Origin of the sequence: Deinococcus sp., from assembly GCF_030523985.1 — a bacterium.
In the GTDB taxonomy this organism is placed as follows: Bacteria; Deinococcota; Deinococci; order Deinococcales; family Deinococcaceae; genus Deinococcus.
In genome coordinates this window covers 40,503-58,707 of record NZ_JAUNHK010000002.1, presented here as the reverse complement: position 1 = coordinate 58,707, position 18,205 = coordinate 40,503, and the positions used below count along the sequence as shown (strand labels likewise).

Annotated in this window: 27 protein-coding genes; 14 read left to right on the top strand and 13 right to left on the bottom strand. The window is 62.1% G+C overall.

Features of this window, described 5'->3' with window-relative positions; genetic code table 11:
* The first annotated feature begins 2 nt into the window (after positions 1–2).
* The 8 genes from Q4C89_RS00845 to Q4C89_RS00810 all read left to right on the top strand — a co-directional run bounded on the left by Q4C89_RS00845 (position 3) and on the right by Q4C89_RS00810 (position 6,540).
* On the top strand, positions 3–179 hold the full coding sequence (locus tag Q4C89_RS00845) for a hypothetical protein (RefSeq protein WP_303100716.1): 177 nt from the start codon (positions 3–5) through the stop codon (positions 177–179).
* Complete coding sequence (locus Q4C89_RS00840; RefSeq protein ID WP_303100715.1) at positions 170–2,608, top strand: hypothetical protein; 2,439 nt, start codon at positions 170–172, stop codon at positions 2,606–2,608. Before Q4C89_RS00845 ends, Q4C89_RS00840 begins: the two co-directional genes overlap by 10 nt.
* On the top strand, positions 2,605–2,991 hold the full coding sequence (locus Q4C89_RS00835; protein WP_303100714.1) for a hypothetical protein: 387 nt from the start codon (positions 2,605–2,607) through the stop codon (positions 2,989–2,991). The genes Q4C89_RS00840 and Q4C89_RS00835 overlap by 4 nt, the downstream gene beginning before the upstream one ends.
* Positions 2,992–3,017: 26 nt before the next feature.
* The gene (locus Q4C89_RS00830; protein WP_303100713.1) at positions 3,018–3,758 is read left to right on the top strand and encodes a hypothetical protein; all 741 of its coding nucleotides are present in this window, start codon (positions 3,018–3,020) and stop codon (positions 3,756–3,758) included.
* A 400-nt stretch (positions 3,759–4,158) separates the two neighbouring features.
* A complete protein-coding gene (locus Q4C89_RS00825; protein WP_303100712.1) occupies positions 4,159–4,671 on the top strand; it encodes a hypothetical protein in 513 nt (170 codons plus the stop codon).
* A complete protein-coding gene (locus Q4C89_RS00820) occupies positions 4,664–5,086 on the top strand; it encodes a hypothetical protein (protein WP_303100711.1) in 423 nt (140 codons plus the stop codon). The genes Q4C89_RS00825 and Q4C89_RS00820 overlap by 8 nt, the downstream gene beginning before the upstream one ends.
* Positions 5,087–5,119: 33 nt before the next feature.
* Positions 5,120–5,893: a glycoside hydrolase family 108 protein gene (locus Q4C89_RS00815; RefSeq protein ID WP_303100710.1), complete on the top strand. Its 774-nt coding sequence runs from the start codon at positions 5,120–5,122 to the stop codon at positions 5,891–5,893.
* A 92-nt stretch (positions 5,894–5,985) separates the two neighbouring features.
* Complete coding sequence (locus Q4C89_RS00810) at positions 5,986–6,540, top strand: hypothetical protein (RefSeq protein ID WP_303100709.1); 555 nt, start codon at positions 5,986–5,988, stop codon at positions 6,538–6,540.
* A 52-nt stretch (positions 6,541–6,592) separates the two neighbouring features.
* On the opposite strand, the gene Q4C89_RS00805 is transcribed toward Q4C89_RS00810, so the two are convergent.
* Together Q4C89_RS00805 and Q4C89_RS00800 are read right to left on the bottom strand one after the other, a co-directional pair.
* Positions 6,593–6,814 (bottom strand): hypothetical protein, encoded by a 222-nt coding sequence (locus Q4C89_RS00805; RefSeq protein WP_303100708.1) that lies wholly within the window; start codon positions 6,812–6,814, stop codon positions 6,593–6,595.
* Positions 6,811–7,950: a hypothetical protein gene (locus Q4C89_RS00800; protein WP_303100707.1), complete on the bottom strand. Its 1,140-nt coding sequence runs from the start codon at positions 7,948–7,950 to the stop codon at positions 6,811–6,813. The genes Q4C89_RS00805 and Q4C89_RS00800 overlap by 4 nt, the downstream gene beginning before the upstream one ends.
* A gap of 463 nt (positions 7,951–8,413) precedes the next feature.
* On the opposite strand from Q4C89_RS00800, the gene Q4C89_RS00795 reads away from it, so the two are divergent.
* The gene (locus tag Q4C89_RS00795; protein ID WP_303100706.1) at positions 8,414–9,517 is read left to right on the top strand and encodes a helix-turn-helix domain-containing protein; all 1,104 of its coding nucleotides are present in this window, start codon (positions 8,414–8,416) and stop codon (positions 9,515–9,517) included.
* A gap of 56 nt (positions 9,518–9,573) precedes the next feature.
* On the opposite strand, the gene Q4C89_RS00790 is transcribed toward Q4C89_RS00795, so the two are convergent.
* The 5 genes from Q4C89_RS00790 to Q4C89_RS00770 all read right to left on the bottom strand — a co-directional run bounded on the left by Q4C89_RS00790 (position 9,574) and on the right by Q4C89_RS00770 (position 12,794).
* On the bottom strand, positions 9,574–10,443 hold the full coding sequence (locus tag Q4C89_RS00790) for a ParB/RepB/Spo0J family partition protein (protein ID WP_303100705.1): 870 nt from the start codon (positions 10,441–10,443) through the stop codon (positions 9,574–9,576).
* On the bottom strand, positions 10,440–11,399 hold the full coding sequence (locus Q4C89_RS00785) for a ParA family protein (RefSeq protein ID WP_303100704.1): 960 nt from the start codon (positions 11,397–11,399) through the stop codon (positions 10,440–10,442). Before Q4C89_RS00785 ends, Q4C89_RS00790 begins: the two co-directional genes overlap by 4 nt.
* Entirely contained in the window at positions 11,396–11,914 is a 519-nt protein-coding gene (locus Q4C89_RS00780; protein WP_303100703.1) for a hypothetical protein, read from the bottom strand. Before Q4C89_RS00780 ends, Q4C89_RS00785 begins: the two co-directional genes overlap by 4 nt.
* 54 nt (positions 11,915–11,968) lie before the next feature.
* Positions 11,969–12,400, bottom strand: a complete 432-nt coding sequence (locus tag Q4C89_RS00775; protein ID WP_303100702.1) for a hypothetical protein — start codon at positions 12,398–12,400, stop codon at positions 11,969–11,971.
* Positions 12,401–12,500: 100 nt separating this feature from the next.
* Positions 12,501–12,794 (bottom strand): hypothetical protein, encoded by a 294-nt coding sequence (locus Q4C89_RS00770; protein ID WP_303100701.1) that lies wholly within the window; start codon positions 12,792–12,794, stop codon positions 12,501–12,503.
* Between the two features lie 120 nt (positions 12,795–12,914).
* Here Q4C89_RS00770 and Q4C89_RS15115 point away from each other — a divergent pair, with 120 nt between their 5' ends.
* The 3 genes from Q4C89_RS15115 (at position 12,915) to Q4C89_RS00760 (ending at position 14,515) form a co-directional block, all read left to right on the top strand.
* On the top strand, positions 12,915–13,178 hold the full coding sequence (locus Q4C89_RS15115; RefSeq protein ID WP_368493192.1) for a helix-turn-helix domain-containing protein: 264 nt from the start codon (positions 12,915–12,917) through the stop codon (positions 13,176–13,178).
* Positions 13,175–13,618 (top strand): hypothetical protein, encoded by a 444-nt coding sequence (locus Q4C89_RS00765; protein ID WP_303100700.1) that lies wholly within the window; start codon positions 13,175–13,177, stop codon positions 13,616–13,618. Before Q4C89_RS15115 ends, Q4C89_RS00765 begins: the two co-directional genes overlap by 4 nt.
* A 156-nt stretch (positions 13,619–13,774) precedes the next feature.
* Positions 13,775–14,515 (top strand): hypothetical protein, encoded by a 741-nt coding sequence (locus Q4C89_RS00760; protein ID WP_303100699.1) that lies wholly within the window; start codon positions 13,775–13,777, stop codon positions 14,513–14,515.
* Positions 14,516–14,603: 88 nt separating this feature from the next.
* Here the strand turns inward: Q4C89_RS00760 and Q4C89_RS15110 are convergent, their stop codons facing one another.
* From Q4C89_RS15110 to Q4C89_RS00745, 4 genes are all read right to left on the bottom strand, one after another.
* Complete coding sequence (locus Q4C89_RS15110; protein WP_368493194.1) at positions 14,604–15,200, bottom strand: HNH endonuclease; 597 nt, start codon at positions 15,198–15,200, stop codon at positions 14,604–14,606.
* A gap of 236 nt (positions 15,201–15,436) precedes the next feature.
* Entirely contained in the window at positions 15,437–15,643 is a 207-nt protein-coding gene (locus tag Q4C89_RS00755) for a hypothetical protein (RefSeq protein ID WP_303100698.1), read from the bottom strand.
* The gene (locus tag Q4C89_RS00750) at positions 15,640–16,098 is read right to left on the bottom strand and encodes a hypothetical protein (RefSeq protein ID WP_303100697.1); all 459 of its coding nucleotides are present in this window, start codon (positions 16,096–16,098) and stop codon (positions 15,640–15,642) included. The genes Q4C89_RS00755 and Q4C89_RS00750 overlap by 4 nt, the downstream gene beginning before the upstream one ends.
* Entirely contained in the window at positions 16,095–16,409 is a 315-nt protein-coding gene (locus tag Q4C89_RS00745; protein WP_303100696.1) for a hypothetical protein, read from the bottom strand. Before Q4C89_RS00745 ends, Q4C89_RS00750 begins: the two co-directional genes overlap by 4 nt.
* 132 nt (positions 16,410–16,541) lie before the next feature.
* Here Q4C89_RS00745 and Q4C89_RS15105 point away from each other — a divergent pair, with 132 nt between their 5' ends.
* Together Q4C89_RS15105 and Q4C89_RS00740 are read left to right on the top strand one after the other, a co-directional pair.
* Positions 16,542–16,793: a helix-turn-helix domain-containing protein gene (locus tag Q4C89_RS15105; RefSeq protein WP_368493191.1), complete on the top strand. Its 252-nt coding sequence runs from the start codon at positions 16,542–16,544 to the stop codon at positions 16,791–16,793.
* Positions 16,793–17,557, top strand: a complete 765-nt coding sequence (locus tag Q4C89_RS00740) for a Fic family protein (RefSeq protein ID WP_303100695.1) — start codon at positions 16,793–16,795, stop codon at positions 17,555–17,557. Before Q4C89_RS15105 ends, Q4C89_RS00740 begins: the two co-directional genes overlap by 1 nt.
* A 61-nt stretch (positions 17,558–17,618) precedes the next feature.
* On the opposite strand, the gene Q4C89_RS00735 is transcribed toward Q4C89_RS00740, so the two are convergent.
* The gene (locus Q4C89_RS00735) at positions 17,619–17,819 is read right to left on the bottom strand and encodes a hypothetical protein (protein WP_303100694.1); all 201 of its coding nucleotides are present in this window, start codon (positions 17,817–17,819) and stop codon (positions 17,619–17,621) included.
* Between the two features lie 2 nt (positions 17,820–17,821).
* On the bottom strand, positions 17,822–18,205 hold a 384-nt coding region (locus Q4C89_RS00730; protein ID WP_368493190.1), incomplete at its 5' end, for an ATP-binding protein.

The following is an 18,205-nucleotide window of genomic DNA, read 5'->3' as shown; positions in this document are numbered from 1 at the left end:
CTATGGCAACTGAGCAACGAACAGGGCGCGTGCTGCGCTGCCTGCCTGACAAACGGGTGGTGGTGCTGGTACGCGGCCAGCAGGTCACGGCCCGGGCCTCTGGCCTGCCGCCCCGACCTGGGGCCGACGTGCTGCTGGTCAACCCTGGCAGCGGCTGGGTGGTGGCGTCATGGCACTGAGCCCCGGCCCCGCTTCGACGGTGCTGCGCTTTCTGCGCGGTGGCTGCGGCGGCGACTGCCTCTGTGGGCGGCTCTGTGAGCCGTGCCGGGGGCAGCGCGGCCCGGACTTTTACCGGGGGGTGGTAGATCGGGTGCTGCCCGAGCAGGTGGTGCTGCGCGATGGGCGCGTGTTCCGGCGTCTTGGCGGCAGCGCTCCCCGCCCTGGTCAGGACGTACTGGTGGACGACCGGCCCGGCCTGATTGTCCAGACGCCGCAACATCAACCGAGGGTGGGCGAGGGAGAGCCGCCTTCGTTCGTGCCCCTTCCCCCCTCATACGACACCCCGCAGCGTCCCGGCGCGTGGGGCGTCACTGCCTTCCATGTGCCAAAAACCGAGAAGGGCGGCGTGTTCAGCGCTGTAGAAACAGCGCCGAAAGATGAACCCCCGACCCGCCGCGCCTTCGTGTTGGATGACGGTAACTTCTGCGTCGTCTACAACACCACCAACCCGGACGGCACAGGCGCAGATGCCGACATAAACCCGGCCCTGGCGGTAGACCACGACGAGCGTGTGGTGAGGTGGGTGCAGACGGACAGTATTGAATTGCCATCTCCTGTTGTCCCGCGCCCCCAGGGGTGGGATGGAAAAGACGACGGGCAGGACTACAGCTACATAGATGATTTCTGGGCTGCGCCACGCTATCCCTGGCCCTTGAAGGCGGACGGGAATTGGAAAAGTGAGCAGGAAGTGCTGACCCCGCAACTCGGTAGCGACGGTGAAACCACCTTGCCGCCGGACTTTGACGGCGTCCACCTGACCTACGACTATCGGTGGACCAAAATCATGTTGGTCGCGCAACATTTTGGGGGTCAGCGCGAGACAGGCGTACTCGTTGACCATGTGACGCAGCGGCGCATCTTCTACCGTGACCGATTGGTGTCCGAACCCAAACCGGACGAGCGCGGCGTGGCTTTCCTGGCTGACGATGGTGGCGTACTGGGGCAGGTGCAGCAGCGCCGTACCCTGCGCGTCCGGGGCGAGCCGGGGCTGTTCCAGTGGCCTGTATCAAATGCACCAGATACGGGGTGGTTCAGTCTCTCGCCCGACATTTTCTACGAGGGCAGCGGCTTGATGGAGGTTGAGAGGACCTACGACGAGGGTGATAGCCGTTACGTCGTGGCGTGGGTCACAACTTCCGCGTCAGGGAGCGCGGCTCCCTCGGATTTGGAACTGGGCAATACCACTGTTTGGCTTGTCGGCTCCGGCGCAGCACAGAGTATGCAGCGCCAACTTGCCACCTACTCGCTCTTGCCCGTCTATGACCGCGTACTCAGTCTCTCGCCCTGGATTGACCCCCTGCCTGACTACACCTCACCAGAACGCACCATCCTCGGCTTCGTGGCCGACGGTGGACGCGTCATGGTCAGGTACGGCACCGAAGAGCACAGCGCTTGGGTGGCGAGCTACAGCGACCTTAACGACGAGACGACCCTTACCGCCTACGGGCGCACGTTCAATCGCGGCACCTGGACAGCCATTCGGGAGCCGCCCCAGAAGGATGACCCGCCCGACTTCGTGCGTGTGCTGGTGCTGGTCGCGGACAGACGGGCAGGCACGGTCACAGCGGTGCGTCCACCAGAGGCGGCGACCCCGGACGCCCCTGGCACGGTAGAAACCATCGCCTGGAACGTGTTTGCGCGGGAGGTACTGAGATGTGAGACGTTCCGCTTTCTTCGCATAGGCGACTTGTGGCATTCCTGGCCGCCCGAGCGGGCTTGGGCGACATGTAGCCGCGTGGCGAACTCAGAAGACCTCTCGGACTACGACATGCGGGCGTTTGGGGCGCATGACCCCTGGCGCGACAGCATCAAGCGCAAGCCGAAGGAAAAACCGGGACCGTCTCACTGGTACTGGCCTAGCCGCCCCGCGAGACGCCCGAAAACCTTGCCGGAGAGTGCCCCAAAAGCCCCGCTGGGACTGACCCTCTACGACGTGGCCCCGCTGTACTCCGTGCAGCGTGAGGAAGCACTGAAGCGGGGAGAGTCCCCTGCTACATCGCCGCTGACCGCAACGCGCTCGGGGCAGGACGTGTGGCGGCTGGTCGCTAAACCCGAACTGGATGACCGGACCAGCACGTCGGGGCCGCTGGAACTCACGTTTGCGAAGTTGCGCGACCCTCGCCCGCCTGGGCCGATGTTCCCAGGTGAGCAACAGGGCGCAGCGTTGCTGCTGCGGCTGAAAACCACCGCTGACAGCATCACGGTGGACGGCAAGCCGACGAGCATCTACCGACTGGGCCACAACGCCGACGACAAGCGCGGCTGGCACGAATACGCCGTGCCCGTGCCCGTGCGGGAGCGGTACACGCTGAACTTTTCGGGGCAGTGCAGCCGAGCGCGGCTGGTCGCGCGGAATTTTCTCAAGCCGACGCTCAAGGAGCAACCATGACGAAGACAAGAGTGCTGCTTGAAGCAGGCAGCATGACTACATTCCCGGCTGGGTTTCTGGCAGGACTCACTTGGTCGCAAACCTTCGGGGTGGGAGCCCCAGTCATCACCGAGGGTGGTCAGAGCGTGAGTGAGGGGCACACCTTTGGCAGCGGCATCGTCGTGATGCGAAGCGCGACGGTGAGCATTGGCCTTTGGCTGACTGAACCTGATGGTGAGACACCTTCCGCCACCCCGCTCGCGGTCCAATCTGACCCCGACGGCTACCAGACCATTACCAATGCCGATGCACAGGCTGACGTGGATGGATACCAGATCATCCAGGGCGCCACCGCCACAACAGACGCTGACGGCTACCAGACCGTCGAAAGGAGCACACCATGAGCGCAGGACCATACCCCACCAAGCCCATGTTCGAGGCCCTCAAGGGTCGTGTCGCCACACTGGAAGATCGTAAGGAGCTGCCCGTCAGGATTCTCGCCCCTGCCGATGTTGCGGGCGTCCCAGTCGACTCTGGCGGCATCGTCGTAGACGACGCGGCGAAAACCGCGACGTTGGTGTGGAAATTCAGCGACGGCAGTGTGCGCGGCGTGGCGCTGGCGACAGTGATTCAGGCTGCGCCAACCTCTGGCGGCAGCACTGGGGCGAGCGTGCAAGCTACGCCTCTTCAAGGGGACAGCTACGACATGTTTTTCTCTGTCCCGAGCGAGATCAGCAGCGACCCGAACGCCGTCAAGTACAAATACAAGTGGACGCTCACAACGTCAGACGGCAAGTCCGCCGTACTTCAGGGCGTGAAATACGTAGCGGAATACCAAGGCGCTCCCTATTACCAGGGTGCAACCGGGACCATCAACCTCAACAGCTACAGCCTGAGCCAAATCACCATCACAGGCACGCCGCAGATCACGGCGATAACCCTTGACCGGACGGCGGGATCGGTCATGTTCAATTTCTTGTCAGGGATGGACATAGACGTGACCCTCTATGACTGGACTGTAACGGCGGGCGGCCAGAGCGAAGTGCTGAGGAGCGTTGCCCAGGCGGGGACGCTGGATAACAGGCCGTACTACAGCGGCGAGACGTTCACGATGAGTCTTGCCGCCTTCGGTGCCAACGGAATTGTCGTCACCGGTGCGCCGAAGTCATGACCGCCCTACCTAGTTGAGAGAAGCACCTTACTTGCCCCCAGTCGCTTGTGCCCCGGCTGGGGGCGTTCATTGCCCAGGGCACGGGAGGCCCAATGTCGAGAAAATCCGTCCTAATTGTGCTGCTTCTCGCCGCCCTCCTGGCGGCCCTGGCCGCGCCGGTCACTCTTACTCCTCCCTCCGCCAAATACTGCACGCCCATGGCTTTCCGCGACCGCGTGGTCGGCGTCGGGTATGAGGCTGTTATCCGTGCAGCGCCCGGCTGCAAGCTGCCCGCGAGAGTTCGAAAGGAAAACGGCTGGAGTGGCTCAGTTATCGGTGTGCCCAACCTCATCCCACCTGGGCAGGTTCGGCGTGTCTGGCTCTTTACCCACCGCTTGAGCTATACGCTCGACGGTAGGACATGGCTTCGCCTGGGGGTGCGCTGATGCCCGAGCGCCAGATGTTCTCCCGCTGGGATCCGCTCAACCCCACGAACGCCCACGCCGGAATGCTCCTCGGCTGGGCGTTCGGCGTTTACCACCGCCCATTTTTGCCCTACATCATCCCGGCCTACAGCCGCTTCGACGATCAGTTCCCCTGGCCTATCTGGGGCTGGTCGGCGCTGATCATTGCCCTGGCCCTGCTGTTCACACCACGTTCGAGCGGTTGGCGGCTGGCAGCGCACGCTCTGGCAGCCGCGTACTGGGGTGCATGCGTGACGGCGTTCACATCGGGGGTCGGGATTATTCCCGGCTCCATCCTCTACTCGGTGCTGCTGGCCCAGAGCGTCATTCTGTTCGCCCGGACGGCGGTGCACTGGCAGAGCCAGTGGCGTTGGTGGCGGCGCATGGTAGACGACCCGCCGCGCTGGCTGAGGTGGCTGGCGGGCATCGGCGAATTCGACGCCTCCAGTCAAGGGAAGGAACGTGGATAACTTGGACATTACCCCGCTCCTGAGCCTGCTGACCAAAGGCGGACCGGCAGCCGTCATTCTCGCCGTCTTCTACGGCCTCGCCATGCTGGTGCGCGAGGTACGCGGCGGCAAGGTCGGACAGCAGCGCGAAAACGACCTCGCGGCCAAGATTGCTCTGCTGGAATCGCAGGTCAAAACCCTGACCGTCAGCATGGAGCAGATGGAAGCTGAACTGGAAAAAGCGCTCGATCTCGTGCATTCGATGCGCTACCAGCGTGACCAGGCCCGAATCCGCGTCGAGTACCTGGAACAACTGCATGATTGCCAGCCGCGCACCGTCTGGCCGCCCGAGCCGCAGTCGCCCCCGGCCTTGAGCACCCCCGCGCCCGCTGGCCCGTTCCCACCGCTCCCCGATGAGCCTCTGCCCCCCACCTGACCCGGTGGGGGTTTTTGCTGCACAGGAGTATGTATGTCTGATTTTGAGAAGGCCCACGCCTTTACTGCGCTCTGGGAGGGCGGGTACATTTATCACCCTGCTGATCCTGGCGGCGAGACCAACCTCGGTGTAACGAAGGCCAACTGGCTGAAGTGGTGCAAGTCCTGCAACATTCCGGTCAAGCCTATGAAGGCCCTGACCCCTGCCGACGTGAAGCCGCTTTACGAGGCGTGGTACTGGCGTCCGCTCGCCGCCACGCTGCCCTGGCCCCTGTCTGCCGCCATCTATGACATGAGCGTGAACCACGGCGTGGGCGACGGCAAGCCGTTCGACGAACAGGGGAACGAAAACGGCGCGACGTGGATGCTCTGGCGAGCGCATCAGCTCGCACCTGGCGGTACGCCGCTGCAGTTGGCCCTGGCGGCCTGCGACGCCCGCGAGCAGTTCTACCGGGGGATTGTCCGGCGCAACCCGTCGCAGCAGGTGTTCATGAAGGGGTGGATGCGCCGGGTGAACGCGCTGCGGCAATGGCTCAAGGCGCTGCCCGTGGCTCCGCCTGCCGGTGGGGTGCTGTTCGTGCCTGCGGGTGGCGGGCAGCCCGTGCCCTGGAATGGCAAGCCCGCGAAGTACGGCGGGGTGCTGGTCAACGATGAGCTGATCGCCCAGCTCCAGCAGGTCTACGCCTCGCCCGGTGGCCCCTGGGAGTACGGCGGGGCGCTCAAAGTATGGCGTCGGCAGAACGGCGACCTGGTGCTCGAGCGCCTGCCGGTCACACCGCAGACCATTCCGGCGACGCCGCCGAAATAGTGCCGCCGCGTGGTTCCGCGCCGCGCTTTCCAATCCGCCCTCTTCCGGCCCCTCGCAGACAGCAGGGGCCGCGCCTTTTTCAGGAGTCCGACATGACCCAGCACGTTCCTGTCCTCCCCCTCAACCTCGACCCCCGCATCGCCGCCATCCTGCGTCAGCGTGCCGAGCAGGGCATCACCATCCTGCAGACCAAAGTGCAGGCCCGCCCCCAGGCCACCACGCCCGGCCTCGACCTGCCCCGCGCCAGCGAGGCGGAGGTCAGTGACGTGGAACTCGCGGCGCTGCTCGCCCGCCTTCTCCCCCAGGTGGACGCCCTGGTGCGTCAGGCCATCAGCAACATTCGCAGCGACGGCAAGCTCACGATGGCCGAGGCGCTGGCGCTGGCCCCCGAGATTCGCAACATCGTCTCGGCGGTGGTGGCGCAGGGGCTGCCGCAGGTGAAGGGCCGCTCGGCGTATGACCTCGTGGTGCTGGTGCTGGCGCAGCTCATCGGGCAGTACGTGGCCCCCTCACTGCCCGCCGTGGTCCGGCCCTACCTGACGGCAGCCACCCTGCGGGCGCTGGTGCGCGGGTTGCAGTTTGCCTACGACAATTGGGTGAAACCGCGCCTGGGCAAGCCGGCGCCGCTGAGCAGCCGCACGTTCTAAAAAAGCCCCCCACCCGCCAGAGGGCGAGGTGGGGGGCTTTTCTAGGCTTCCGTCAGCGCCAGAATTTGACAGCCATAGCGATCATGAGTGCTGGGATTGCGGCACGCACGATGTACACGATGTAGCCTGTCAGCGTATCGAGCAGAGGATTAAACATGGTTTCGAGGGTGGGGTTGGGATCCGGCTGACCGAGGGGAATACCCAGGAAGTACAGCTGAACCAGAATGCCCACCACGAAGACCAGCGAGAAGGCACCAGAGGAGCGTTTTCTCATGCTGCCCCCCGACGCCCACAGCACTGGGACATTGGGCGCCCCGAACGGCACCAGCAGTCGCTCTGGCCGTATTGAGCCATGATGAGTACTGGGGAGTGGCTGGCTTCCGGTCCGAGCCAGCGACCCGTGACTTGCCAGATGAGGTAATTCGCGACCCAGGTCGCTGCAGAATGCACGAGGTGGTACTGACCTTCCAGGCTGCGGGGATCGAACAATCTGTAATGCGGCGGATACGTGCAGATCGCGTTGACGTGCTCCGTAGGATGGCGAGCCACATAGAGATGCGGGATGCCACGTTGCTCATGTGCGTCGATGCGGGGATTGAGGCAGAACACTTGGGCGTGGTCCAGACCCAGCGTCCACCTAAGCTCGACAGTCGCAGTCACGGGAACGATGGCGCGAACTCGGCGCTCCAGCGAAGACGGGAGTGGCTTCGAAGGCAGGCGCTCAGGCAGAAGAACGCCTGCCTCGGTCAACGTCATAGGGCTCCCCCAGGCCAGGGAGCGGGCCACGGCGACATTGTTCTGGCCATTCAAAGGACTCAGATCCAGGGTCACACGCTCAATGTCCATAGACCCTGGCTGGATATTGAGGGGCTCCCGAACGGCATCCGGGAAAAACACCTGAACACCAGCCCCAGGTGAGGCCAATTGTTCAACCTCGCCGAAGGCAGCTGCCGCGGGGATGCTCGGGCGAACGACGGGCGGTACCACAACAGGCAGCTTTGCGGGAGGTGCAGGTGGGAGCAGATCGCAACCTTTCGGCAGATCGTACTCAGCTTGAACCTTGCCGCTGCCGTCCAAAATACGAATCCGCTCACGACCGTTGTTCAGTCGGGGACGCTGCTGCTGCGTGAACACCACCCGGCGGGAGCCCTCGGTGTAGTCCGTGCCAACGCCGTTGTACATCAGCAGTTCGGTAATACCCGGCTCCAGATTCGACGCCAGCACTTTGAGGTCGGCATAAGTCGGCTGGCCGTGCCGGTGGTTGACCAGTTCCTGAATACGGGTGCCTTCGACTTTGCTGTTGAGCACGTCGAAGAGCGTCCACTCACCCGTGGGGGTGGGCTGCTTGCGATCATTGCCGGAAGGGTTAATGCAGCTCGCTTTGAGCCGCAGCGTGAGGGGGTACGTCATGAAACTCCTTGGGTACTGTCCAAGGAACACATAAGGTGTTCCGGTAGTGGGCTATTGCCGACCACGGAACCCGGATTTATACTCTTGGTGAACGTTACACATCGTTCCAAAAGCGGTCCAGGTCGTGGCGCTTACGTTTGGTTGCTATGCCTGTCCCAGTTCACACCTCCTGCCATGCAGCAGACCGAAAAAAGAACCCGCTAGAAGCCGTCGGAAGCTTCTGGCGGGTTTCGGTTTTAAGGTCTGCGTCTGGCATCTTGCAGAGAAGATAGGCGCACCGACTTCGCTCGTCAACCCCCCTGATGACGCTCGCTCCCACATGCAGCTTGGCGCTTCGGCTTGACCCCGCAAATTACCTAATTCGCAAACAAAAAATATCCAAAAATTACTATCTATGGTTCGCATCGTGTCGTATACTGGCCCCAGCTCACTCAGAGCAACGCATGACAAGTGCGAAGGGGAGATGAAAATGACGACGCGCAACCAAGAAAAGCCAGCTGTGCTTTCGCCAGGCGCACGACTACACAGGGTGCTTCAGGACCAGGGACTGAAGCAGACCGAACTGGCCGCGCTGCTTGGGCGCACTCCGCAATATGTCCAGGACATCATTAAAGGCAAAAAGGCGATGGATGCCCGAGTGGCTGTTGAGCTGGAAGAAGCGCTGAGAACACCAACAGCCAGTGAGTGGCTTGGCTGGGAGCTAGAACACCAGCGAGCCATGATGAAGACTGAGCAAAGTCTTCGCGGTAGTGGGGATCGCAAGAGAAGGGACGTTATTGCTGAGTATCCATTTGCGCCCGAAGCCATTAAGCGTGGCTGGATTGAGGACTCGCTGAACGCGGATGTCTTGGCTCAGAACATTTCAAGCTTCGTCAACTTGAAAGGCACACTTCACCAGGGGACCTATCGGGTTTCGGGAGCATTGGCCACAGCCGAGGCCAGTCTCAAGGCCTGGACTACAGGGTGCTTCATAGAGGCAAATCGCAGGAAAATTGGCACCTTCAATCGGACGAAGATAGCTAAGGGCCTGATTCCCGAGTTGCAGGGGCTGATGGCTAAAGAGAGTGATGTTACGCGTGTCCCAGCAGTGCTGGAAAAGTACGGCATTCAGCTCCTGTTAGTCCCCAGCTTGAAGAAAGTGCCTGTGGACGGTGTTTCCGCAGATAATGACGGGAACCCTTTTGTTGCCATGACCCTACGTCACGGTCAAATTGATCGGTTCTGGTTTGTCCTGATGCATGAGCTGGCCCATTTACATCATGGGCACAAGCCCGAGCAGATTGAGTACAGCAGCTTCGACCGTCCAGTGATTGCTACTCCTCAAGAAGAAGAAGCCGACAGGACTGCAACTGCCTGGATCCTTGACCAGGAAAGGCTCAACGAATTTGTTTTTGACTCTTTCACCATGTCGTTGCCAGAGATCGAAAAGTTTGCTGAGGAAGTTGGGCGGCATCCTGCGATCGTGATTGGCCGTCTGAAGAAAGAGGGATATCTACCATGGTCTAAATACGCACGTGAGCATGTCAGCGTGAGGGACGAGTTGAGTAAGGCACTTGCAAGTCAGTAGTGTCTGAGTCAACGAGAGAAGCCCCCCATATATGGGGGGCTTCTCTCGTTGCCCAGTCATGTTGCAAGAAACCCCGGCGCACTCGCCAGCCACGCCGCCAGCGCTTCGGCCTGTTCGGGCGAGAGACTGTCGCGCCACTTCCGGCTACTCAGGGTCTTGGCGACCTGCTCTGCCTGAGAGCGTGTCGCGGTCGGCTTCGCCGCCTTGACCAGTTCCGTCAGTTCCCGCTTACTGGCCCCGCCCAGCGCCATGTCCAGCAGTTCGGATTGCAGAGCCTCCGGCGCGTTCTTGATGGTCTTGGCCTTCGATTTGTCCAGTCCGTCGCGCATAGCCTGTTGCAATTCGGGCGGGTAGGACAAAAGGGGCAGGCTGTTTTTCACGAAGGACGATAGGTTTTCCCCGTCCAGCGTCCCGAACACCGCGTCCACCTGTTCGCGGCGGGCAGGGTCGGCGGCGGGCCGGGAGAGTCGCCCCAGTTCCAGCTTCGCTTCTTCCAAGTCACTCAGCCCCAGCGTCAGCGCCGCCAGCCCCAGTTTCGCCGTCGTGATTTCGATGGGCGTCAGCTTCTCTTTGTGCTGCGCGGTGCTGACAGCCGCCATCTTTGCCTGTTCCAGCGTCAGGGTACGGACGTACACCGGCACGACGGACAGCCCCGCCCGCTGCGCCGCCCGCCAGCGACGTTCCCCGTCCACCAGTTCGTAGCCCGCTCCGGCTGGGCGCACCAGCAGCGGTTGCAGGATGCCGTGTTGCCGGATGTCTGCGGCCAGCCGCTCCAGGGCCGCTTCATCGAAGTAGGTTCGGGGCTGGGCTTCGCCGGGCCTGATGCTGCTCACGGCGACTTCCTGGCGTGCGGTGGGGGCATTGCCCCCCGTCGCCATCGCCAGCGCACTCCCCATGTTGCGTTTGAATCGGTCTGCGGCGGTCATGCCACGTCCTCCCCTTCGTTGTCCCAGCCAATCGCGGTCAGCAGCTCACGGGCCAGCCGTTCCGCCTGTTGCGCAGCGGGAGATTTGGGCGCGTAGGCGGTGACGGGCTGTCCGGCCTCTGCCGCGTCCACCCACTTCTGGTTCCGCATGATCGGGGTTGCCAGCAGCGGCGCGGGCAGCCCTTCGACCATCTGCTCATAGGCCCGCCGCTCTGCCCGCGTGTTGTTGCGGTGCAGGGTCGGCACGAACAGGCAGGTGCGGATGTTCGCGTTGCCCAGGTCGCGCAGCTCCTGAACGAAGCCCGCCGCGCCCTGAAAGCCGTCCAGCCCTTTGACCGACGTGCTGGACGGGGTGAGAACGAAGTCGCTGACCAGACCGCCCGCCGTCGCCAGCGCGTCCAGACTGGGACCGCAGTCCATGAGAATCAGGTCGTAGCGGTCCCGCAGCGTGGAGAGGTAGGGGCGCAGCAGATCGTACCCGTCCTGCCTGACGATCTCCCGCGCCGTTTCGCGCAGCACGGCGCTGGAAGGCAGCAGATGGTAGCCATGCACGGGAATCAGGTCGGGAAAGGTCGCGCCGGGGTGCAGCAGCGCGTGCAGCGTTTCGCCGCCTTCGATGTCCCGTAGCACACCGGAGAACGTGGTCGCGTTCGCCTGGGGGTCCAGATCGAACAGGGCCACGCTCAGTCCCCAGGATGCGAACAGGTGGGCCAGCGCGACAGTCAGTGACGTTTTGCCCACGCCCCCGGCGTTGTTCGCCACGAGGATGATGATGGGTTGCCGTTCCGGTACGGCAAGATTCGGGAGCGGGGTGGACAGGCTCAGGGGCGTGAGGTCGGTTTCGGGGACGATCAGGGTTTCACCGTCCTGTTCGATCTCTACACCTTCAGGATGCGGGCCGATGACCAGCACGGGGTTGTCCCGGTAGAGCGCGGTGGGTTGCGGCGGAAGGGTCACAGCCAGCCTTCCCATTCTGCCGCTGCGCGGGCTTTCGTGATGCGCTCCCAGTCATCGGGGAACATGACCTTCAGGTGGACGCTGTAAGCATCGAAGCCAATCAGGAATTGTCGATTGGTGTGGTTGGCAATCAAGGTGGCTTCGTAGAAGTCGGGGTCTATTGTGAATTCAATAGGCCGCATCATCTGCGTCCGGGCATTTCGTTCATGGCGGAAGCACACCAGAATGGCGTCATCGGACTGGTGACGTACGGCGACGCGCAGAAGCAGTCGCCCCGCAGCAATCCCGCCCCGACTGACCCAGTAGACATGCTCTGGGTAAAAAGGGATTTTGAATTCGTCGGCGGGCTGGAAGCGTAGTTGAAAGTCCACACCGAACATTGACCGCTCTACCACTGCACACCCATCAACAGGAATCTCAAGCCACTGATTCCCAGGCATGTCGCCCACGATCAGGCGGTCACTGGTGGACTGGCTGGCGCTCTCTATCACTTTTGCGAATGCGGCGGTATTCATATCTCTCCTAAAAAAATCCGACCCCCACCCAGCGGCAGAGGTCGGTCAAGCGGCTCAAGCGTGGGCGACGATGACGGGCGCAGGGACGTGACTGCGTGGCCCACCCTTTCCCGTCAATTGGGTGTTGCAGGCTGCCAGCACGCACATGAACACCACCAGGGCGACGGCCAGGATGTCTGCGCTCCCAGGTTGCCGGGCGGGCTGCTGGTCGTAGTCGTCCACGCGCATACGGGTGGTCGGGGCGGACGCAGCGCTGAGTGGGGCGCTGCGCTGGCGACTGCTGCCGCTCGAACTGCCATCGGAGCGGCCTACGGCGCTGCCTGCACGGGTGCGACTAGGGTTGCGCGTGCTGGTCTTGGCAGGAATAGGAATGCCCGCCTTCGTAAGTTTCTCGTCCAGCACACGGATAGGGTCTTTTTTCGCGTACTTGATGCCGTGCTTATCGCAAAGCCGTTGCCGCTGTTCCTTCGGGCTGAGGTCGCTCACTTCTGAATCACCCCCCTATCCCCGCAGACGGGGCAACGCTCTTTGCCTGCCTTCCCGTTGCACTTGGGGCAGCGCACTTCTCCTTTCAGCACGGGCCGCATCAGCGCACCGCCAGTTCGGGCAAGCGGTCTTCTTGCAGCGCCGTCATATTGAAATTCTGGAGCCACGCCTGCCCTTCAGCGGTGGTCACGTCCGGAATGAAGCAGGGCAGGTTCGGCAGCACGGGCGCAGGCTTCAGGCCCTTGGGAGCTGCGCCGTCGTCCCAGCAGATGGCTTTGAGCCGGGTCTTCGTGGGGCCGACGCGCCAGGCGGGTTGACCACCAAGCTGGGCAATCCAATCGGGGGTCGCCACTCGGACGACCAAGGCGGGGGGTGGGGGCGGTACATTGTCCATGCGTTCCTCCGTGAGCGCAGGCGCGGCTTTTTTCTCTTCCAGGGGATGTGGGCCGCGCTTCCTGCTTGCCAATTCTTTAGCAGAACGCTAAAGTAACTTACTTTAGCACAATGCTAAAAAATGACAAGGGGGAAATGGATGGAATACAGTTCAGCGGTGGATTGGCCGACAGCAACGCAGAAGTTGATTGAGCACATGGCGGCGTTGCCTCGAGGAAGAAAGCAGGAGGTCGCTGCCCAACTGGGCATATCGCCTTCGCAGTGGAGCCAGTTCACAAGTGGGAAGAGAGGCCTGACACCTGAGAGGGCACATGAGATTGCCGCTGCCCTAGGTATTGAGTTGAATGTGCAGGTCAAGCTGCCTGATGGCAGGGTTGAGGAATGACCACTCCTCGCTACGCTACCGACACCAAGGTCAGCGTCAGTAGCTCGCAGGCTGAACTGCGCAAGCTTTTCGGCAAATACGGCATCACGTCCTTTGGGTTCGCTGAACAACCCGGTGGCGCGATGTTGGCGTTTCAAGCTGGAGGCTATAGCCACCGTATCTTCATGCCTGTTCGCGGAGAGGATGATGGCGCTTTCGCCTATGCCGGAACTCGGCGTCGTGATGCCAAAGGGCGAAGGGCTGCCGCTGCTCAGGAAGAACGGGCAAGATGGCGGGCACTGGTACTGATGGTGAAGGCAAAACTGGAGTATGCCGCCATCCTGAGCCAGAGTGTCGAATCTGCATTTATCGAGTACCGGATTCTCGCATCAGGCCGCACGGTACAGGAAGAAATTACCCAAACTGGAGTGACCCCTGCCCTAACTTGGTCAAATCCCTGACCTCCGAACCCAAGTGTTCAATCAGACCGAACCAGACCGTCTGGGACGGTCTTTTTGCTTCTTTTTAGACTTTACATCTGATAACTGTCCTGTCAGAGTAAAGACATCCGATGAGGGGAAAAGCCCCTCCCAGACGGAAAAAAAGGAGCTATAACCATGACCAAGGCAACCCCCAAAACCGCTGCTGACCGTGACGCCCTGATCGCCGCTGCCCTCAACGCTGGATTGGACGCCACCCGCACCGCCAAAGACTTCTTCGTGGCAGGCGAGCGTGTCACCCCCGCCCAACTGATCGCCCTGACGGACGACGCCCGCCGCGAAGCCGAGGCCCGCGCTGAAGCCTTCGAAGCCGCCGAAGCCATCCGCGCCGAGGTCGAGATGGGCGAGGCTGATCTGGAAGACCAGTTGGACGACCTGCTGGACTTCGAGGACCCCGGCCCCGTCGCGGAAGTCGTCGTCGTCAATGGCAAGCTGGCCGAAGTGGCTGCGCCCGCCGATGACAGCCCGGTCACGCCCGCCAAGCCTGCTCGCGGCGTCATCAAGTACGGCCCGCCCTGCGGTGGCGACATCTCCCACCTGCCCATCGCCACCAGCCCCGAGGCCCAGAACCCACTGGTTCACCTGCGCGTGACGGCGACGACGACCTACAAGACGAAGGCGGAAGCAGCCGCAGCGGGCAAGGCCAGCGGCAAGGCATTCCTGGCCTTCCTGGCGGTGGACACCAATCTGGAGACCGCCTGGGTGGTTGCCACCGTAGGCGATGAAGGACAGCTGGAGATCGATGGTCAGATGGTGGCCGCCGAGCTGCTGACGGGGACTGAGGCCGAGGCTGCCCGCGCCAAGCTCGACGGGAAGCGCCTGAAGGAAAAGAGCCAGTGGCGGGTGCAGGCCGCCTGAGTGGGGAGGGGCTGCGGCCCCTTCTGTAAGCAGCAACGGCAAGTGCCCCCGACCAGTTTCGGGGGCACTCGTCTGTCAACCGGGGTTGTCATTCCTCAAGCAGATGTCGCCATGTTTTTCCCCGAACAATAAATTGTATGGTTCGCTTGGAGACACTGAAGACTTTAGCCAAGCGGTAAATAGTTTCACCCTCGGCAGCTCGACGCCGAATCTCCAGAACCTCTGCTTCAGTCAAAATGGCCGCACTATTCCTTTCTCCTCTGGCAGCGGCAGCAGGATTCTTTCGCAGGGGATGCTCATCGCCTCTGAGCATGGTTCTGGTGCCTTTGCGAACAGCATGTTTCTCACCCTTGCAAGACCTCCCCTTCGCAACCATGTCCCGTGCATTGTCAAGGGGAGTTCCCAAAAAGAGGTGCTGGGGGTTGCAGCAGATCGGGTTATCGCAATGGTGGCAGACGAATAGGCCCTCTGGTATTTCACCATGCGTCAAGACCCATGCCAGCCTGTGCGTCCGCCATTGCCTCTTGTGGTAGGTAATGACGCCATATCCAGTGCGACTGATAGTCCCCTGCCAGGGCCAACATGCCTTGGGATCTCCCCGCTTTACCCGTGCCCAAAAGCTGTCTGGTGAGTTTTTGTAGTAGCCTCGCGGAGTCTGAGTCGTAGCGAAAGGTAGGAGTTTCATGGCTTCAATTTTCACGCCATGATCGAGAAGGAAAGAACGGGCTGCCGACGTGTCCTGTGACTTCCAGTAACCTTCTCCCTTCTGCCACTTGAACCCAGCGTTGCGAGCTGCTGCGTAGAGAACTGCGCTCAATGTTCTAGGTGCATACCAGTGAAGGGCGTTCCCAGGCTGAACTTGCGCCGTGCCATTGGGGGAAAAGGGAGCCACGTCTGCGGCCCCCTGCTGGGTGGGATCGGTCATGCCGCCCGCCCACTGCGTTTCTGGTAGGCGGCGACCCGGCGCAGCCTCGCCAGCTCCACCCGTTCCCGCTCGGCCCGCCACGCTGCGTTCAGGCGACTCTGACGGGCGGCGCGGATCTGGCGTGCCGCAGTGCCCGGTTCAGCGGCCATCATGTGGAACAGCGCCTCCCAGCGCAGACCGTCGAGACGTACCAGGCGCATCATGCCCGGCCCCCTTGCCGGACTTCCAGCAGCCGGAGCTGGTAGCGCAGGCCGTCGAGCTGAATGCGGGCGACCTCGACATCGCGCCGGGCCTGGGCCGCGCCCAGTTCCGCCCCGTGCAGTTCGGCGTACTTGCCTTCCAGTTTCAGGCGCAGGTTGGCCTTGCGCTCGGCTTCGTTCTTGCCCTCGATGCCAGAGGCGATCAGGGTGGCCTCCTGGGCGTCGAGTTCAAACCTGACTTCTGCCAGGACATGGGCGCTGCGCTCCAGTTCGTTGGTTGCCCGGATCAGCTCGACGGTGGCGTCCTGCAGGTTCTCGGTGGTGAGGGTCACCAGGGGGAAGGGGACTACCGCTTCCTTAGCCTTGCCTGCCTGCGCTTCCCCGCTCGCATCGCAGGCCCAGCACTGCCCGAAGTCATCGAGCAGGCGACCGCAGGTGCGGCACTCGTCCCCGCTCACAGGCGCACTTCCTTGGCGAACTTGCCGCCCTTGCGGTTCTGGTTCCTGGCCCGCTCGCTGCGGTAGCGGCAGGTGCTGGCGCTCAGGCCGTTGGTCACGCGCACGTCGGCGGCCAGGATGCGAACCTCACCGGGTTTGCGGGGCTGGGTGGCACGTTCGAGGTGGGCGTCGATAATCTGCTGGCCGTGCGCGATGTCGCGGCAGGGGAAACGCAGTTCGCTCACCATGTAGCTGCACACCATGCGGCGTTTGGGGTCGGACAGGTAAATCTCGAATCCTCGGTAGGTGGTGCTCTGGACGGTATCTTGCACGGTGATTCTCCTTGCACAGGTGGAATTCCAAGAAGGGAGCGTGTATCTGCCAGGACTCCCGTTCCCTCTCTTGGTGTCTGAATAGTATCAGACTATTGAATATAATGTCAATACTTTGATATTGTCCAAAGTATGAATGCACCGCATGCTGGAGGAATGGTCAGCTGGAAGCTAAAGTCCACAATGGACGCTCACGGGATCACGCGTTACGCCTTGCAGAAAGAGGCTGGGGTCGCGATGAATACTCTCCGCGCTATGTATGACGGTGAAACCCGGCGTCCAGATTTGGATGTTCTGGACTCAATCATTCAGGCTCTCAGACGGATAACGGGGAAAGACCTCGACCTCAATGACGTTCTGGAGTGGCAGGAGCAGAGCAGCTGATGTCTTCACCTGAGAACAACCTCATAGCTGTGGCGTTGGCTGAGGTAGACGCACTCAATGCTCGGCTTCAAGCGCTGCCACTCAGTCCTGCACTTCAGGCCAGCATTGACGCCGACTGGGAGGTTTCGCAGACTTACAACAGCAACGCCATCGAGGGCAATACGCTTACCCTGGCCGAAACAAAAGCGGTGCTGCTTCACGGTGTCACGGTGTCAGGGCACCCCTTACGGGAGCATCTGGAAGCAGTGAATCACTTGGAGGCCTGGCGCATGATGCGGCGGCTGGCCGCAGCAGGGGAGGCCGTCACAGAAGCCGACATCCTGGCGCTTCACCGTGTCATCCTGACAGGTATCCAGACAGATGACGCTGGGGTCTACAGGCGCGAACGGGTCAGGATTGCAGGGTCTTCGCTAATCCTGCCCAACCCGCTAAAAGTCCCTGACCTGATGGCTGACTTTGCCTTCTCGCTGAAGAGAACTGACCTGCATCCAGTGATTCACGCGGCCCGGGTGCATTACGACTTGGTGGCGATCCACCCCTTCATTGATGGAAATGGGCGCACGTCGCGGCTGCTGATGAATCTCCTGCTCCTGCGCTCTGGCTACCCGGCGGCGCTGATTCCAGTGTCGCAACGGGCACGCTATTACACGGTCTTAGAAGCCGCAAATGGGGGCGACTTAGAGCCGTTTGAGGGTTTTATCGTCGAGCGAGTCGCCGAGAGTCTGCGGGATCTGCTGGCCGTCAACGGCGAGAGTGAAGACTGAGCAAGCTCGAATCGGGGTCGTTTCAGTTATTGGTGGCCTCAACCTCAAAAGTTCCGGTAGCTCACTTCCATTTCTCCCAGGCCCTCTGAACAAACAGAACGACCAGCAGCACGCCGCCCAGCCAGATCGCGCCGTCAACGACTGCCCCGACCCAGCGTCCGGCCTGGGCATTGGCGACCATGTGGTTGGCGTAGCTGACGGTTGCCCAGAAGACCCAGAGGGCCAGGGCGGCGAGAAGAGCGGCTTCAAGACGTGGGGGCATGGCTAGGCTGCCTGGGCTGACGGCGTAGGGGAGGGGAGGGCCAAGGGGGGGTGGGGAAAGTTGTGTGATTGTGACTCGCAGGGGCACGGATTTTGGGCGGCGATCAGTTGAAAGCGGGCCGGATATTCCACCGTGGCACGGGCGCGGGAAATCACCACCCTGCCGTCTTCCAGCGGTTGCCTCAGCGTTTCCAGAGCCTTACGCGAAAATTCGGGGAATTCGTCGAGGAACAGCAGCCCTCGGTGTGCCAGCGACACTTCCCCTGGCTTGGGAATGCTGCCCCCGCCGATCAGGCCCGCGTCCGAGACCGTGTGATGGGGGGCACGGAAAGGCGCATGGCGGCTGAAATTCCCCCGACTGGTCAGCAGGCCCGCCGCCGAATGGAT